The following is a 17,862-nucleotide window of genomic DNA, read 5'->3' as shown; positions in this document are numbered from 1 at the left end:
TCACGATAAAGCTTACTGTTCGGAGTGATGCTCTCTCCCGAGCATAAGCAAACACGGTGTCAGAACTAACGTTAGCAAAGTCGCAAACGCCAAACCACCCGCGACAGCGGTCGCAAGCTGAGACCACCATTGAGTGCTTGGTGCGCCAAACTCCACTTTCTGATTAACTAAGTCGATGTTCATTTCTAACACCATTGGCAATAAGCCTAATATGGTGGTCACCGTCGTAAGTAAAACGGGTCTTAAACGCTGCACACCCGTACGCAAAATAGCCTCAGATTTTTCTAAGCCACGTTTACGCATCTGATTATAAGTATCGATTAAAACAATATTGTTGTTTACCACGATACCAGCCAACGCAATCACTCCAATTCCCGACATAATGATGCCAAATGGCTTTTGGAAAATAAGTAACCCGGCGAAGACACCAACGGTAGAAAACAGCACTGCACTAAGGATTAAGAAAGCTTGATAAAAGCTATTAAACTGCGTAATTAAAATCAAAGCCATCACACCAAGCGCGACAATAAAAGCATTTTGCAAGAATGCTGATGAGTTTTCCTGCTCTTCATTTTGACCCCGAATCTTATATTCAATGCCTTCCGGTAAGTCGAGCTGTTCCATTCCAGCGGCAATCTTAGGTAACTCAAGCGCCAAATTGTAACCTTCCACCATATCCGCTTTAATATTGATAACTCGATGACCGTCGACCCGACGAATAGTGTCTTGCTTATGATCTGGTTTGATTTGAGCAAAATTCGTAATCGGTACCAGACCAGCTGCCGTTTTCACTCTCAGTTGATCAAATCGACCTATGTCGCGCTTATCTTGCGGATAGCGCACCAAAATATCGACTTCTTCATCCGCATCATCGGGCAAATAATCGCCTATTTTCAAGCCGTTCGTAACAAACTGGACGGTATTCCCGACTAAAGTAGCATCCGCTGCAAAGCGAGAGGCGTCATCTCGCTGGATATCAATTTGCCAATCAATCCCTTCCTTATTAGTGGTATCACTCAAGTTGGTCAGTGCAGGATTACCATCAGCCCAATGTCGTACTTTTTTGGCTGCTTCATCTAACGCACTAACACTCAAATTTCGTGATGACACTTCAATCACGAGATCATGCTCGACAGGCGGTCCTGCGTCCGGGAATTTATACTCAAGTTCAACACCATAAAAGCGGTCTGTCGTCTCTTTTAGTTCCTCAATAATGGTTTTCACTTTGCGTCGATATTGCCAATCCACAGGCGTTATTTGAATCTGGCCAATCTCGTCCCCATTATCGCTCGATCCTGTGCGCGTGTAGACACTTTCAAACTCGTCATGACCGAGCATCACCTTCTCGATTTCGCGCATAACAACATCTTTTTCGTGAATAGACAAGTCACCATAAGAACGAACTTTAACGGTAAAAAAGGCAGGGTCCACTTCAGGGAAAAACTCTGCACCCAAGCCAGCTTTGTTGTAAGTGAAGCCGACACCTGCCGCTAGCAGTATCGCGCTGAGTAAGACTTTCCATGGATGACGAATCGCTACCGACAGAGTCTGGTAATAAAGTTTGGTAATGCCTGTCGCTTTTTCAAAGTTGCCGTTATGCAGCTCAACCATTTCTCGCTGAGCTTTCTGATTGACTACTTGAGGCTTGCCAATGATCCCACCGATGACAGGAACGAACAGTAAAGCCATCATCAGTGAAGCGGCCAAGGTAGCAATTAAAGTAAGTGGTAAGTACTTCATGAACTCACCAGTAATGTCTGGCCAGAAAAGTAACGGAGCAAACGCAGCCAATGTGGTTGCTGTGGATGCGGTAATAGGCCAGGCCATTCGCTTTGCTGCATCTCGATAAGCTTCTTTACGTGGCGTTCCTTCTTGCATGCGCCGATCTGCAAACTCTGTCACCACAATGGCACCATCCACCAACATGCCTACTGCCATAATTAAAGCAAACAGTACGACGATATTGACCGTCAGCCCAAATACCGATAACACCAACAACCCAGTCAAGAACGATCCTGGAATAGAAATCCCCACGAGAAGCGCGGTCCTAACCCCCAATATGGCAATAATGACGATAACTACGAGGATAATTGCGGATAAGATATTGTTTTGTAGATCACTGAGCATCAATTTGACATCGTCGGATTGATCCCAAGTGTATTTAACTTGCAAATTGTCGGGCCACTCGGCGCGCTTCTGTCCCTGAGCCAGTACTTCTTTTACCAGCTCAACCGTTTCAATGATGTTTTCCCCTGCCCGTTTTTTTACGTCCAAAACGATGGCAGATTCGCCATCTAAACGAGCAAAACTTTCAGGATCGCGAAATGCACGTCGTACTGTCGCCACATCGCCAAAAGTGATCACCTCTTTGCCATTCACCTTGATCGGTAGTTCAAGCACATCTTTCAGTGAATCAAAAACCGATGGGACTTTTACCGAAAAGCGTCCATACCCAGTATCGACAAACCCCGCTGCCACAACTCGGTTATTCAAGGCGATTAAATTATAGATATCCGCTTGATCGAGACCGTAGCTTTCCATCAATAGCGGATCGACAACTATCTCCACGATGTCTTCGCGATCTCCTGCGATTTCAACCTCAAGAATCTGACGGAAACTTTCCAAACGATCACGTAACGTTCTGGCAATCTGAACAATGGTTCGCTCTGGTACGGTGCCATAGAGCACAACGGTCAACACAGGCTCTTCAGATGCAAACGTGACTTCGTTTACCGTTGGCTCATCACTGTCCTCTGGTAACTTTGGCTTCGCAAGATCAACCGCATCACGCACATCTGCCATCGCTTTATCAAGATCCACTCCGACACTAAATTCCAGCGTCACCGAAGCATGACCTTCTGATGCCACAGAGGTCATCTCTTTTACGCCTTCAATAGAGCGCAACTCTTGCTCTATTGGCCGAACTAATAAACGTTCGGCATCGACGGGAGAAATGCCTTGATGCCCAACAGAAACGTAGATAATAGGAATGGTAATATCTGGGCTCGATTCCTTGGGGATAGTGACGTAAGTAATGACACCGGCAATTAAGATCATCACCAGTAATGTCAGCATGGTGCGAGCGCGGGATAACGCAGCATCAATCAGAGTGTACATAAGTGCTCCTTACTGCTCACTAGCCGCTTCAACAACTACGTCATCAACTTTATTGGCCAGTACTTGATCACCATCTCGCACAAAACCTTGTCCCAGCACGATAATGTCTGCACGCTCTCCTAACCCAGAGAGCCACACACCATCATCCTCGGCCTTAACGAGTTGAATTGGAACAAAATCAACATGCTCATTACGCAGTGTCTTGACACCTAAGTTACCTTCTTCATCTAGTGCTAACATGGCAGCCGTAATCTTTACTGCCAACACTTCACTCAAAGGCAGCTGTACTTCTGCGCTCATACCGGCAGGAATTCTTGCGTCTTGATTATCAATTTCGATTTCAATTGGAAATGTATTAGTAGAAGCAGAAGAAACACGTCCAATGTAGCGTACACGACCTTGATGATGCTGTTGGTTAATGGTTCTTACGTCGGCTTCTAGGCCTTCCTTAAGGTATTGTATATGCCGTTCACTGACATCGGCTTCAATCACTAAAGTATCCAAATCAATGACCGTCGCAATAGGATCGCCAATCCCGACAAAATCACCTAACTCAACAAAGTGGTGATCTACGATGCCATCAAATGGCGCTTTAACCTCAGTATTTCTTAAAGCCGTTTGCACGTTACTCAAATTCGCACGTGCATCTACCAACGCTGCTTGCGCTGTCGCAAATGCAACCTCACCTTGCAGTCCTCGACTTTTTAGCGATTTAGCTGCATTAAACTCTTTTTCTTTAACCAACAGCATCGCCTGGGCTCGTTTAAGTTGAATGCCAAGGTCGCGCTTATCGATGTTTGCGATCACTTGTCCCTGTTTGACCGCTTGGCCTTTCTTCATGTTAAGACTGACTATTTTACCGGCAACTTCGGCGCCAAGACGCGCTTGACGATTGGGCGCTGTTCGTCCATACAATTCAATGGTTTTACTGGTAGGTTCGGCAAGAAAAGTATCAAACATCACCTTTGCAAGTGGTGTCGTGTTCGTGGATGTTGAAGAGTTAGGATGATCATCTTGTGCTTTGAGTTGGCCGATGGTTAGCCATGCAACAAGAAGTAAGACGAGGATAAGAGATACTAGCCAAGGGCGCTCGACAACTCGGCGTCCAAAAGAAAGTCCAGACATATAAAGTCCTTTTTATTATTTCTCTGCATATCTGCGAGCGTGTGCTTTACGTGACATCCTTCTACATAAAGCACAGGCAGCCATTAGCTGCCTGTTAGGTGTTAACTACACACTGAACGATGCACCACAACCACATGTTGTCGTTGCATTTGGGTTATTTACGAAGAAGCGCGCTCCTTCCAACCCTTCAGTGTAGTCAACAATACCGCCAACGAGATATTGCAGACTCATAGGGTCTACAACCAGTGTTACACCACTGTTTACGATTGTCGTATCGCCTTCGTTTACATTTTCATCAAAAGTAAAGCCGTATTGGAAGCCGCTGCAGCCGCCGCCAGTAATGTATACGCGCAGTTTCAATGCTGGGTTTTCTTCTTCAGCAATCAATGCTTTAACGCGAGATGCTGCTGCGTCAGAAAAAGATAATGGTACGTTTACTTCGCTCACGAAGACCTCTCTCACTCGTGTAATGCGTCAAGCCTGAAGCAAGACGTCAATTTGTGCTAATTGAGACGATTATCCAATACCTGACAAACTCGTTCAAGTATTCGCCGCCGATTCTTTATAACAGATGCGGATATATAAGATTACACTGCGAAACAACACATAAATTAAGCAAAACGTTTCTAACTTGATTATAGCTAGGTACAATGCGCTCCACTTGGTCCGAGCAATCAAAAGAGGATAACCCCATGACCAAATCATCAGAGCTGTATCAAAAAGCTCAGCAAACCATCCCTGGCGGTGTCAATTCACCAGTTCGTGCATTCAACGGCGTTGGCGGTTCTCCGCTATTTATCGAACGAGCAGACGGTCCACTGATTTTTGATGCCGATGGTAAAGCGTATATTGATTACGTTGGCTCTTGGGGTCCAATGATTCTTGGCCACAACCACGCGGTTATCCGCGAAGCAGTAATTGATGCAGCGCAACGCGGTCTCAGCTTCGGTGCGCCAACAGAACTTGAAATCGCGATGGCAGAATTAGTTTCTGAGCTTGTTCCATCAATGGAGCAAATCCGCATGGTAAGTTCTGGTACTGAAGCTACTATGAGCGCGATTCGCCTTGCACGTGGCTTCACCGGTCGCGACAAGATCATGAAATTTGAAGGTTGTTACCACGGCCACGCTGACAGCTTGCTAGTAAAAGCAGGTTCTGGTGCACTAACACTAGGTCAACCAAGCTCTCCTGGCGTTCCTGCAGATTTTGCTAAGCACACGCTAACAGCAACATTCAACGACCTAGATTCTGTACGCGAGCTATTTGCTGCTAACAAAGGCGAAATTGCTTGTATCATCGTTGAGCCAGTAGCAGGCAACATGAACTGTATTCCACCAGTGGAAGGCTTCCACGAAGGGCTACGTGAAATCTGTGATCAAGAAGGCGCGCTACTAATTTTTGATGAAGTAATGACAGGCTTCCGTGTTGCTCTAGGCGGCGCGCAAGCACACTACAACATCAAACCCGACCTAACGACACTGGGTAAAGTGATTGGTGGCGGTATGCCAGTAGGTGCTTTCGGTGGCCGTAAAGAAGTGATGCAATACGTTGCACCTACAGGCCCTGTTTACCAAGCTGGTACCCTTTCCGGTAACCCTGTCGCAATGGCAGCAGGCTACGCATGTTTGAACCTTCTAAAAGAAGAAGGCAACGAAAAGCGCCTAGCTTCTAAAACGAAACAACTTGCTGAAGGTTTTAAGTCTCTAGCAGAAAAACACGGTATTCCGCTAGTTGTTAACCAAGTGGGCGGTATGTTCGGCTTCTTCTTCACTGACCAAGAAAAAGTAACTTGCTACGAAGACGTAACGAAGTGCGATGTAGAACGCTTCAAGCGTTTCTTCCACTTAATGCTAAAACACGGTGTCTACCTTGCGCCATCTGCGTTTGAAGCGAGCTTTACTTCACTCGCTCATGGTTCAAAAGAGATTGATGCCACACTAGAAGCTGCTGACCGCTGTTTTGCTGTTCTTGCAGAAGAAGCGAAGTAATCGCTAAAAACGGCGATAACGCATTTAGAAAAGGACCGTAACGGTCCTTTTTTATTGCCAATTCAAAATAACCAATATCGCTAATACCCCAACGACAATGCCAAACCACGGTATTCGCTTAGCTTTTTTCTCGGTTTGACACTTTTTATCACCGTTGCAACAACCCATAGCTCATCTCTTGATTGATAACCGACTGATTTGTAGTCATTATAGCAAGGTACATCGCCCTGCTCTAATTCGGCATTGTCATAAGCTTGAAAGAGTTAAGAGTGCAAAGTAATAAAGGTTACACGCCATCATTGAAGGCATAAACCGTAAACGTCACCTGTCAGTTGGACTAATACCATGCCAAATAATGTAAAAATAACGTCGAGTCACCGAGTACTAATGGTTGCTTTACTCGCCGCTGCTTTTGCTTGCTACTTATTGGTTGAGCCATATATCAATTCAATTGTGATGGCTTTTATCATTTCTTTGCTCATGTTTCCGATACACGAATGGTTTGAGCAGAAAATTCCCAAGCACCCCAATATGGCGGCACTGCTGTCATGTGTCGTCTTGACGTTTATTATTGTTATCCCGCTTTTATTTGTGTTTGCAGCCATTGTTCAGCAAGGCTCTGTTTTCTCACAAAATACATATAATTGGGTTACCAATGGTGGCATCCAAGATATATTCCAACATCCTTTCGTTATCAAAGGCTTAGCGATTGTTAATGAGTACTTACCTTTTGATAAAATCGAGCCCAAAGCCATTGCTGAGAAAATTGGTCAATTTGCTACATCGTTTGGCTCTAACTTAGTTGCTATCAGCGCAAAGATTTTAGGAGACGCAACCAACTTCCTAATGAACTTCTTCCTGATGCTGTTTGTGCTGTTTTTTCTGCTTCGTGACCACGACAAAATTATCTCTGCGATTCGTCATATCCTGCCACTCTCACGTAGCCAAGAAGACCGCATATTGACAGAGATAGAGCAAGTTTCTAAATCAGCCGTGATGGGCTCATTCATGACAGCGATTGCTCAAGGTTTGGCTGGCGGCATCGGTATGTGGCTAGCTGGCTTCCCTGGGCTATTTTGGGGAACGATGATGGGCTTTGCATCATTCATTCCAGTGGTAGGAACCGCGCTAATCTGGATTCCTGCAGCAGCGTACTTGTTCTTAACAGGCGATATGACTTGGGCTATCTTCTTGACGGTGTGGAGTGTAGTCGTCGTTGGCTCTATAGATAACCTATTGCGTCCGTTGCTAATGCAAGGCAGCGCCGGCATGAATACCCTTATGATTTTCTTCTCATTACTGGGTGGTCTGCATCTGTTTGGTTTGATTGGTCTTATCTACGGCCCACTTATTTTTGCCGTGACCATGGTACTGTTTAATATCTACGAGGAAGAATTCAAAGACTTCCTTAACCAACAAGACAACAGCTAGTCACCGCTTAATCACTTCAAGCTTGGGGCAGATTGTGCGAAAATCTGCCCCAAATTATTTCTGATGAACCAAATTTATGTCTGCTTATATCGCTCCTAGCCAAATAGCTCAGCGCCAACTTGAATACTTCAATGGAAAACACGTTTTAGTCGCTGGTGAAGTTGAAGACCTATTTCCTCTTGAGTTAGTGGCTCATTGTGAGTCTGTTGAAGTGTTTACTTCCAACTATAGCTACTACCGCCAAATTCAAACCTCTGACAAAGTGAAAAGTCATTTTGGCTCTGTGTTTGATGTTGAAACAAAAGCAGACATGGTCCTTTTATACTGGCCAAAAGCAAAAGCCGAAGCAGAATACTTGCTGGCGATGTTGATGGCGAAACTGGGCATTAACACCGAAATCGTCATCGTTGGTGAAAACCGCTCCGGCATCAAGAGCATCGAGAAGATGTTCCAAGAATACGGCCCTGTGAACAAGTACGACTCTGCTCGTCGCTGCTCATTTTACTGGGGTAATTGCCTCAATGAACCAAAACCTTTCAACCAAGCAGATTGGTTTAAGTCTTACACTGTTACACTCGGTGAGAAGTCGCTAGCGGTTAAGAGCCTACCTGGCGTATTCAGCCATGGCGAGTTCGACTTAGGTAGCCGATTGCTGCTTGAAACCTTACCTAAGCTGTCGGGCAAAGTGCTCGACTTTGGTTGTGGTGCAGGTGTGCTCGGTGCGTTTATGGCGAAAGCGAATCCAGAGATCGCGATTGAGATGTGTGACATTAATGCTTATGCGATCACTTCTAGCCAAGCCACATTAGAAGCGAATGGTTTATCCGGACGCGTATTTGCATCAGATATATACTCGGATACCGCAAAAGACTACCGCTTTATCGTCAGCAACCCGCCATTCCACAGTGGTCTAGACACAAATTATAACGCAGCGGAAACCTTGTTGGGTCAGGCACCACAATATCTAACCAAAGACGGCGAAATGGTGATTGTCGCGAATAGCTTCTTAAAATACCCACCAATTATCGAGCGGGCGTTTAATAATTGCGAGACGCTAAATAAGACCAATAAATTTTCTATCTACTACGCGAAAAAATCATAACTTCCCCCCGCGCAGGCACAAACCTGCGCGATTTTTTCTCATAAATTCAACACTCATAAGAAAAACTGCGTCACCCTGCACGCTTTACAACTAACTTTCTTGTCAAAGAAAAAAAACTCGTTAATTTTGTTAATTCTATCTAGTTGAACATCTTATCCGTTTTTAACGAGAACCTCGGCAGCGAAGTATGTTTTAGAACTGCCCATTATGAGTTGTAATCTTATCCATGTTTAAATTCTACAAAAAACAGAAATTTAAGCGCCTTCAGAGTACACTGATGACCGCATTTCTGGTGCTCAGTATCACACCTCTTACCATTACTGCGATCTTTTTCTTGCAGTCCCACAGTAAAGATCTGCAAGAACAAAGCACCTCGCACTTACTGTCTGTTCGAGATACAAAACAGCAGCAAATCATCGACTACTTTGAGGCACGAGAAACCGAAGTCATGGGCTTTGTGCGCTCAGAGTTGGCTTACGCCAGTGGTGGCCGATTCTACGGTCTCGTCAATGCTTTTAGTCGTTTAGGCAATGATATTGAAGAGTCTCGTAAAAACGCCCAACAGCGCTACATCGAGGGCAGCGGAGACCAAATCAAAACCTCAACGTTACCCGAGTCATCCAACTATGTAGGAAGTGAACGTTACCGGCTTTTACATAAACGCTATCATTGGGCCTACTTAGAGCTCCTCAAGCGCTCTGATTTTAATGACATTTTGCTGGTAGACATCAATGGTAACGTCACCTACTCGATCAACAAAGACGATAACTACGGAACGAACTTGTTATCAGGCCCCTACAAAGACTCGGCACTTGGCAAAACTTTCAAGCGTCTCGCCGATGATGTGACTGAACGTCGAAAAGTAAACGAAGACTACACTCCTGTGATTGTGTCTGACTTCGAGCTGGAAGGGGGGAAATCAGTCGCTTGGCTAGGTGCACCAATTGTTCAGCAAGGTTATCTACACAGCTATGCCATGTTCCGCTTGCCAAATAATGGCATCACTAAGTTAGCCGCAGACGCCAACCGAGAGTCATCAATTAACACCTTGCTGGTTGGAAATGATCACCAACCTCGCACAATTAACACGAAACAAGACGACATTAAGAACAGTTTAGAAGTGATCGATAAAGCACTCTCTGGTGCGTTTGGTGTCGGCACTTACACGAACGGCTTAGGTGAAGAAATCATCGCGGCTTATGCACCGATTGAAACTCGTGGTGTGATTTGGGCGCTCGTCGTACAGTTACCAGAAAACGAAGCTTTCGCTCGTATCCATCAACTCGAAAAACTATTCGTTATCGCTATGTTGATCGCCATTATCCTTGTGGTGATAGCTTCTCACTATTTATCAAACTTTATCACTTCTCCGTTGCTGAAATTGACTTGGGTTGCCGAAAAGGTCTCTGCAGGGGATCTTGATGACACGTCTTTTAATACGGTTCGTAAAGATGAAATTGGTCGGCTTGCGTTAAGCTTTGAACGAATGCAACGCTCTATTCGAGAGAAGATTCAAACCATTAAGAAGCAAAATGAAGAACTAGAAAGCAACATACAGATCATTCAGAAACAGAATGAAGAACTGCAATTGGCCGATAAATTAAAAGATGAGTTCTTAGCCACGACTTCTCATGAACTTCGTACACCGTTACACGGCATGGTCGGGATTGCTGAAACCTTAGCGTCCGGCGCCAATGGCGCGATCCCCGCTAGCCAGAAATATCAGCTTGATATCATCATTAAAAGTGGTCAGCGTCTCGCTAATCTAGTCGATGACTTGTTGGATTATCATAAAATGCGTTATGGAAGCATGGATATCCAGAAATCAGCAGTGAGTTTGGGCAGTGCAACACGATTGGTTTTAGAGCTTTCTAGCCATTTACTCGGAAGTAAAACCATCCGCATCATCAACCAAGTCCCAGCGGATTTAAAAGCAGTATCAGCTGACCCGCAACGCCTTGAACAAGTGCTATATAACCTGATTGGCAATGCGATTAAATACACCTCAGAAGGTAAAATTGTTATTTCCGCTAATGTGGTAGATGATCATGTACGCGTACAAGTTGTGGATACTGGACAAGGAATTCCCGCAGAACAACTTGAACATATTTTTGAACCACTCATCCAAGCAGGGCAAGACGCGAGCCGTTATCGTCAAGGTGCAGGACTTGGGCTCTCCATTAGCCGTCAATTGATCGAATTAATGGGAGGCTCGTTATACGTCAGTAGCCAACCAATGGTCGGAACTACCTTCAGTTTCACTTTACCGCTCGCCAGTGAAGAAGAAATCCAAGCAACCCAGACTCTAGCTGCGCACGGGCACTTCCAAATTCCTGAAGTTAATGTAGAGAACAGTGAAGACTTATCACTTCCAGAGAACCCAGACGGCCCGTTACTGTATGTTGCTGACGATGAACCAGTAAACTTACGCGTGCTTGAAAGCTTTTTACGTTTAGAGGGCTATCGTGTGCGTACCGTCTCCGATGGGCCAGAAACGTTAGCGCTCGTCGAGCAAGAGAAGCCGGAACTTCTGTTATTGGATATCATGATGCCAGGCATGAGCGGCTACCAAGTTTGTAGTGAACTACGTGAAGCCTATGATCATGCCGAATTGCCAATCATTATGCTCACCGCACTCAGTCAAACAGAAGATCGTGTAAGAGGTTTTGAAGCAGGAGCCAACGACTATTTATCGAAACCATTTAATAAACAAGAGTTGGCGGCACGTATCCAAGCGCATTTAACGGCAAGCAAAGCAGAAATGCGCCATATGGAAAACAAAGTGCTAGAGTCTGAACTTAGACAGCGAGCAGTCGTTGAAGCAAGCTTACTTGAGACTCAAGGTCGTTTGTTGGAACAGCTAGAATCGGCTCCTGAAGCAATCATCTGTCTACGTGAAGACAAGCGTATTCGCTTTGCTAACGAAGCTGCTTGTAAGCTATTCAAGCGTAGCTTAGAACAGCTAAAGCGCTCATCTGCTGATGAGCTGATTGCCCCTAAATATCTAACCGTCAAACAACCTCATTACTGTGGCAAGATTGATATCTATATTGAAGATATTCGTCAGAACATCGAAGCAGACATTCTTAAGCTCCCTGAAGGTTCAGGGTTAGATATCATGTACATCTTTAATGTCGGCGGTGGAGCCAGTGCCGCTCGCATACATAATCTAGAAACCGCCGTAGAAGTGCTTTCAAGTTATGCATTTGATGGTGACAAAGACCAATTACAAAAGCTAAAAGAGCTTGGCGGAGAATTTACGCGCCTTGCAGACAAAGCGCTCGGTAATAAAAAAGACAAGCAAGAACTTATGCGAGAAGTTCTAGTCGACGCAATGACACATGCTTTAGAGTATTGGGAATCTGTAACGGGTGAAAGTAAGTTCGCATTTGCAGAGCAAAGTGGCTTGTGGCGCGTTTATCTAGACCGTAGTACTTTGCAAACACGCACTTTAGATAAATACATGCGTATAGAAACATTACCCAAAACACCGCGTTGGAGAACGGTGCTAAGCTCGATAGAGTTCATTCTCGAACACTGCAAAGAACAGAGCCCCGAGAGAGCATACATAGAAGCACAACGAGATAAACTACAGCGACTATTGACCAGCTAATATTTATCAAAAAACTAGCCCAGCGTGCATGCTGGGCTTTTTTGTTATTCGAGTATTCCCTTCCTAGAGATAAAAGAGACCGCCTCTTCCTACCCCGTTAACATATTTCCAATAACGAACATTTGGTTAGACAACGCTATCTATTGTTGGTCTTCAAAACGTACGACCTTATCCATTTAACTTGTCTTAACTAGGTAAGTTCGAGCAACCGAAAAACTTCATTCATACAATAAAAAAAGGGCAACAAACGGAAGAAAACTGTCGATAAAAAAGGCCATTTTTCAGATAACAAGCGGATTTTGACGAACTATTGATAGAGATTGCGAACTTAATCACAACAGAACGGCAGATTAATTTTTAGCTGATTAATTAACACCATTTCTGCATGTGAGCGAGATCTCCGAACCTAGAAACCAAGCAAGAAACGTATATTTAAAAAGGACCAACAGGTTAGTAATCACCAACATTCATTATTAACAAGGATATAAACTGCGACGCATATCAACGTTTATTTTTTGGCCCAATGCTGGTTAAAATTAGCCAAAATAACGTTTATAACGGAGAGCTCAGAGATTTTAACGTTTTTAACGGGAATCAAGTTTGATTATTTTATGGATAAGGTGTTTTCTTACTCCTGCCTAAGGCCTACAGGCCACTCTTGGCGAAACTCAATGTTGTAATGAGTAAGGTATGTACAAGAGGTAGGTCTTAGAGAGTGTTTATCAATTGATGACATTCAATTCCATTTAGTGAAATGAAAGCAAATAGTAAGGAACAGCTATGCTTGCCAATATTAAAAAAACAGCACTAGCAACAGCAATTATTGCAACGGCTACTACAGGTTTTGCATCGGTAGCTACTGCGGCTGAACGCAGTGAACTGACTATCCACCCTAAAGAGTTTACAACTTTCGTTCGTAACTTTAACCCTTTCTTGGGTGCAACTAACCTGCACACAACAACCGACTTTATTTACGAGCCGCTCGTTGTTTTTAACGAAATGCACGGTAATACGCCTGTATTTCGTCTAGCAGAAAACTTTACCATGGCTGATGACCTGATGAGCGTAACCTTCGATATCCGTAAGGGCGTAAAATGGTCTGATGGCAAAGCGTTTACCGCTGATGATGTTGTTTACTCTTTCAACCTAGTTAAAGAGAAGCCAGAGCTAGACCAATCTGGTATCAACTCTTGGGTGACTGGCGTAGAAAAAGTTAACGACTACCAAGTTAAATTCCGTCTAAGCGAAGCAAACTCAAACGTTCCTTACGAAATTGCGAAAGTACCCGTCGTACCTAAGCACGTATGGAGCAAAGTAAAAGATCCAGCAACATTCACAAACGAAAATCCAGTAGGCAGTGGTCCATTTACCGAAATCGACACTTTCACACCGCAGCTATATATCCAGTGTGAGAACCCGAATTATTGGGATGCAGACAACCTAGATGTAGACTGTCTGCGTGTGCCGCAAATCGCGAACAACGACCAATTCTTGGGCAAAATCGTTAACGGCGAAATGGACTGGACGTCTTCATTCGTACCAGACATCGACCGTACGTACGCTGCAGCAAGTCCGAATCACCACTACTGGTACCCACCAGCGGGTACTCAAGCATTTGTAGTGAACTTCAAAAACCCAGACGCTGCGAAAAACGAAGCGCTAACTAACGTTGACTTCCGTCGTGCGTTCTCTATGGCGCTAGACCGTCAAACTATTATTGATATCGCTTTCTACGGCGGCGGTACAGTGAACGACTTCGCATCTGGCCTTGGCTACGCATTCGAAGCTTGGTCTGATGAAGAGACGCACAACAAGTACAAAGGCTACAACACATACAACGCGGAAGGTGCGAAAAAGCTTCTAGCTAAAGCTGGCTTCAAAGATGTAAACAAAGATGGCTTTGTGGATACACCATCTGGCAAGTCTTTCGAGCTTCTAATTCAATCACCAAACGGTTGGACTGACTTCAACAACACGGTACAACTAGCCGTTGAGCAACTAGCAGAAGTGGGCATTAAAGCTCGTGCTCGTACACCGGACTTCTCGGTATACAACCAAGCTATGCTAGAAGGTACTTACGACGTTGCTTACACCAACTACTTCCACGGTGCAGATCCACACTTGTACTGGGATAGTGGCTACAACTCGAAGCTACAAGCTGGTGACGGCATGCCTCGCTTTGCAATGCACTTCTACAAGAACGATAAGCTAGACGGTCTTCTTAACAGCTTCTACAAGACAGCAGATAAGCAAGAACAGCTAGAGATCGCTCATGGCATTCAGAAGATCATTGCTCAGGACCAAGTAACTATTCCTGTGCTATCTGGCGCGTACATGTACCAATACAACACAACTCGCTTCACTGGTTGGTGGAACGAAGAAAACCCTAAGGGCCGTCCAAACATTTGGGCAGGTATCCCAGAGCGTCTACTTCACGTACTGGACCTAAAACCAGTTAAATAAGTAGAAGTTCATTTCAAGCGGCATACATCCCGTGTGCCGCCTATAAAAATCCCTTGTTAACGAAACCAATATGTGGCGCTCGTCGTCAGGGGATTTTTCGCTCTAAATTTCGCTAGGAGCGACCTGAAACCAGAAACAGGGAAAAAATCTGGGTGAGTAAGGTGTGAGTTATGGGTTATTTTTTAAGACGTTTGTCGTTCTATCTTGTCGCGCTCTTAGTTGCAGCGACGTTAAACTTTATTATTCCGCGAGCAATGCCTGGTGACCCAGTTACCATGATGTTTGCTAATGCTTCAGTACAGGTGACTCCAGAACGAATCGCAGCAATGAAAGAACTGCTCGGTTTCGTTGATGGGCCAATTTACATTCAGTACTTCTCGTACATTAAAAACATTCTAAGTTGGGAATTGGGCACCTCAATCCAGTTCTACCCACTTTCAGTTAATTCTTTACTAGGTAGTGCATTTGGCTGGTCACTATTTCTAGCTGGTACTGCGGTTGTACTTTCTTTCTCCATCGCTTCTGTCCTTGGTATTTTTGCCGCCTGGAAGCGCGGTAGTAAGTACGATGCATTCGTAACGCCTGGTACATTGATCATTCAAGCTATTCCACAAATGGTTATCGCAATGTTAGCGCTGTTTACCTTTGCGATTGGCCTGAAATGGTTCCCATCTGGCTATGCTTACACGCCAGGTACTATTCCTGATTGGACAAGCTGGGAGTTCATCAAGAACGTGGGTTACCACGCTGTATTACCTCTATTCTGTGCAACCATCGTTCAAATTGGTGGCTTCCTAGTTAACATGCGTAACAACATGATCAACCTTCTCGCCGAAGACTATATCACGATGGCTAAAGGTAAAGGGCTGAGTGAAAACCGCGTCGTCTTTAATTACGCCGCACGTAACGCACTACTTCCAAGTGTTACCGCACTGTCTATGTCTTTAGGTATGGCCATTGGAGGTCAATTAATCATCGAGATGATTTTCAACTACCCAGGCCTAGGTACTGTTCTATTGAACGCAATTCACGCTCGTGACTACCAAGTACTTCAAGGTCAGTTAATTATCATGACGATGTTCATGCTGTGCTTCAACTTAATGGCTGACATGCTGTACATGATTCTAGACCCTCGCCTACGTACGGGAGGCAAATAATCATGAAAGAACTATTCAAACTTATTTTAGGTAACGCATTCGCTCGCATTGGTCTTGGCATTGTTACGCTGTTCGTGTTCGTTGCGATTGCCGCTCCTTTACTTACAAAGCATGCGCCAGACAAGCGAACCGGTAACCCGCACGAATACCCAAGCTTTGTTGTAAAACAGGCACAAAACAATCCTGATGGTTGGGTCGCTAAAAACCTAGCAGACGATCGTCGTACGCTGATTATGTCTAAAAAGGCCGACCACGTATTAGGTACTAGCCGAATGGGTCGCGATATCTGGTCGCAAGTGGCTTACGGTGCACGAGTATCACTGGGTGTAGGCTTTGGCGCTGGCATCATCGTGTGCTTCTTAGCAACAGTCATTGGTATATCGGCAGGTTACTTCGGCGGCAAAGTGGATGACGTATTGAGTGCCGCGATGAACATCATGTTAGTAATCCCGCAGTATCCATTGCTATTCGTGTTGGCGGCCTTTATCGGTGAAGCAGGCCCACTCACCATTGCCTTGATTATCGCTGGTACTTCTTGGGCATGGGGTGCACGTGTTGTCCGCTCTCAAACTATGGCACTACGCGAGAAAGAGTTCGTTAAAGCTGCCGAAGTATTGGGAGAGTCTTCATTCCGCATCATCTTCGTTGAGATTTTACCAAACCTTATCCCAATTGTCGGTGCGAGCTTCATTGGCTCAGTAATGCTGGCGATCAACACTGAAGCGGTCATTTCGTTCCTAGGTTTGGGTGATGCCAACACGATCAGTTGGGGCATCATGCTTTACAACGTGCAAACCTCATCAGCCATGCTGATTGGCGCATGGTGGGAAGTACTAGCACCTTGTATTGCCCTAACACTACTGGTTACTGGTCTTGCTCTGTTGAACTTTGCCGTTGACGAAATTGCGAACCCTCAACTTCGTTCTCACAAAGGCATGAAACGCTGGAAAAAACTAGCAGCAAAAGACAAGAAAGAGCGTGAGCCTGAACTGGCACCACAAAATGCACTATGGAGCGGAGATAAATAATCATGACTGCACCACTAATTTCCATCCGTAACCTATGCGTAGACTACATCACAGACGCGGGCGATGTCCGCGCCTGTAACAACGTGAGCTTCGACATTGCACCAGGTGAAGTATTCGGTCTGGCTGGTGAATCTGGCTGTGGCAAATCCACTGTTGCCTTCTCACTAATGCGCCTTCATAAGCCACCAGCGTTTATCACAGGTGGTGAGGTTATCTTCAACGGTGAAGATATCCTTCAGTACAGCGATGATCGCATGCAAGCGTTCCGCTGGAGTGAAATGTCGATGGTATTCCAAAGTGCGATGAACGCTTTGAACCCAGTACTAACGATGGAAGAGCAGTTCTGTGACGTAATCATGCGTCACACCAACATGACTCGCGCTCAAGCCAAAGTTCGTGCAGAAGGTCTATTGGAAATCGTTGATATCCACCCTAGCCGCTTAAGCGATTACCCACACCAATTCTCTGGCGGTATGCGTCAGCGTCTGGTTATTGCTATCGCTTTGGCTTTGAACCCGAAAATGATCATCATGGATGAACCTACAACAGCACTAGACGTGGTAGTTCAGCGTGAGATTCTGCAAAAAATCTATGCACTTAAAGAAGAGTTTGGCTTCTCGATTCTGTTCATCACCCATGACTTGTCATTGATGGTCGAGTTCTCTGACCGCATCGGCATCATGTACTCAGGTGAACTGATTGAAGTCGCCCCTTCTAAACAAATTCTGGAAAGTCCTTACCACCCTTACACAAAAGGTTTGGGTAGCTCTTTCCCTCCACTAACTGGTCCTAAGACCAAATTGACTGGTATTCCAGGCAACCCTTTGAACCTATTAGA

General features: G+C 45.0%; 11 protein-coding genes. 8 read left to right on the top strand and 3 right to left on the bottom strand.

Annotation, left to right across the window (positions count from 1 at the left end; all coding sequences use genetic code 11):
* Positions 1–12: 12 nt before the first annotated feature.
* The 3 genes from vmeK to erpA form a co-directional block, all read right to left on the bottom strand.
* Positions 13–3,117 (bottom strand): multidrug efflux RND transporter permease subunit VmeK, encoded by a 3,105-nt coding sequence (gene vmeK, locus R7Q38_RS14755; protein WP_042521357.1) that lies wholly within the window; start codon positions 3,115–3,117, stop codon positions 13–15.
* A gap of 9 nt (positions 3,118–3,126) precedes the next feature.
* Positions 3,127–4,242 carry an efflux RND transporter periplasmic adaptor subunit gene (locus tag R7Q38_RS14750; protein WP_318114269.1) on the bottom strand — a complete coding sequence of 372 codons (1,116 nt, stop codon included), beginning with the start codon at positions 4,240–4,242 and terminating at the stop codon, positions 3,127–3,129.
* A gap of 105 nt (positions 4,243–4,347) precedes the next feature.
* Positions 4,348–4,689 carry an iron-sulfur cluster insertion protein ErpA gene (gene erpA / locus R7Q38_RS14745; protein ID WP_005380031.1) on the bottom strand — a complete coding sequence of 114 codons (342 nt, stop codon included), beginning with the start codon at positions 4,687–4,689 and terminating at the stop codon, positions 4,348–4,350.
* 245 nt (positions 4,690–4,934) lie between these two features.
* Between erpA and hemL the strand changes: the two genes are divergently transcribed.
* The 8 genes from hemL to R7Q38_RS14705 all read left to right on the top strand — a co-directional run.
* On the top strand, positions 4,935–6,230 hold the full coding sequence (gene hemL, locus R7Q38_RS14740) for a glutamate-1-semialdehyde 2,1-aminomutase (protein ID WP_005380032.1): 1,296 nt from the start codon (positions 4,935–4,937) through the stop codon (positions 6,228–6,230).
* A gap of 345 nt (positions 6,231–6,575) precedes the next feature.
* Complete coding sequence (locus R7Q38_RS14735; protein ID WP_005386541.1) at positions 6,576–7,661, top strand: AI-2E family transporter; 1,086 nt, start codon at positions 6,576–6,578, stop codon at positions 7,659–7,661.
* Positions 7,662–7,737: 76 nt separating this feature from the next.
* A complete protein-coding gene (gene rsmC, locus R7Q38_RS14730; RefSeq protein ID WP_005386543.1) occupies positions 7,738–8,763 on the top strand; it encodes a 16S rRNA (guanine(1207)-N(2))-methyltransferase RsmC in 1,026 nt (341 codons plus the stop codon).
* A gap of 226 nt (positions 8,764–8,989) precedes the next feature.
* A complete protein-coding gene (locus tag R7Q38_RS14725) occupies positions 8,990–12,376 on the top strand; it encodes a response regulator (protein ID WP_213973262.1) in 3,387 nt (1,128 codons plus the stop codon).
* 780 nt (positions 12,377–13,156) lie between these two features.
* Positions 13,157–14,839 carry an ABC transporter substrate-binding protein gene (locus R7Q38_RS14720; protein WP_005380037.1) on the top strand — a complete coding sequence of 561 codons (1,683 nt, stop codon included), beginning with the start codon at positions 13,157–13,159 and terminating at the stop codon, positions 14,837–14,839.
* Positions 14,840–15,009: 170 nt separating this feature from the next.
* Entirely contained in the window at positions 15,010–15,996 is a 987-nt protein-coding gene (locus R7Q38_RS14715; RefSeq protein ID WP_005380038.1) for an ABC transporter permease, read from the top strand.
* A 2-nt stretch (positions 15,997–15,998) separates the two neighbouring features.
* Entirely contained in the window at positions 15,999–17,024 is a 1,026-nt protein-coding gene (locus R7Q38_RS14710; protein ID WP_025768199.1) for an ABC transporter permease, read from the top strand.
* Positions 17,025–17,026: 2 nt separating this feature from the next.
* The coding region (locus R7Q38_RS14705) for an ABC transporter ATP-binding protein (protein ID WP_318114268.1) at positions 17,027–17,862 on the top strand (836 nt) is incomplete at its 3' end.

Origin of the sequence: Vibrio sp. Vb0598, assembly GCF_033338935.1 — a bacterium.
Classification (GTDB): Bacteria; Pseudomonadota; Gammaproteobacteria; order Enterobacterales; family Vibrionaceae; genus Vibrio; species Vibrio alginolyticus.
The sequence above is the reverse complement of the archived record's forward strand: the minus strand, read 5'-3'. Positions and strand labels throughout refer to the sequence as shown.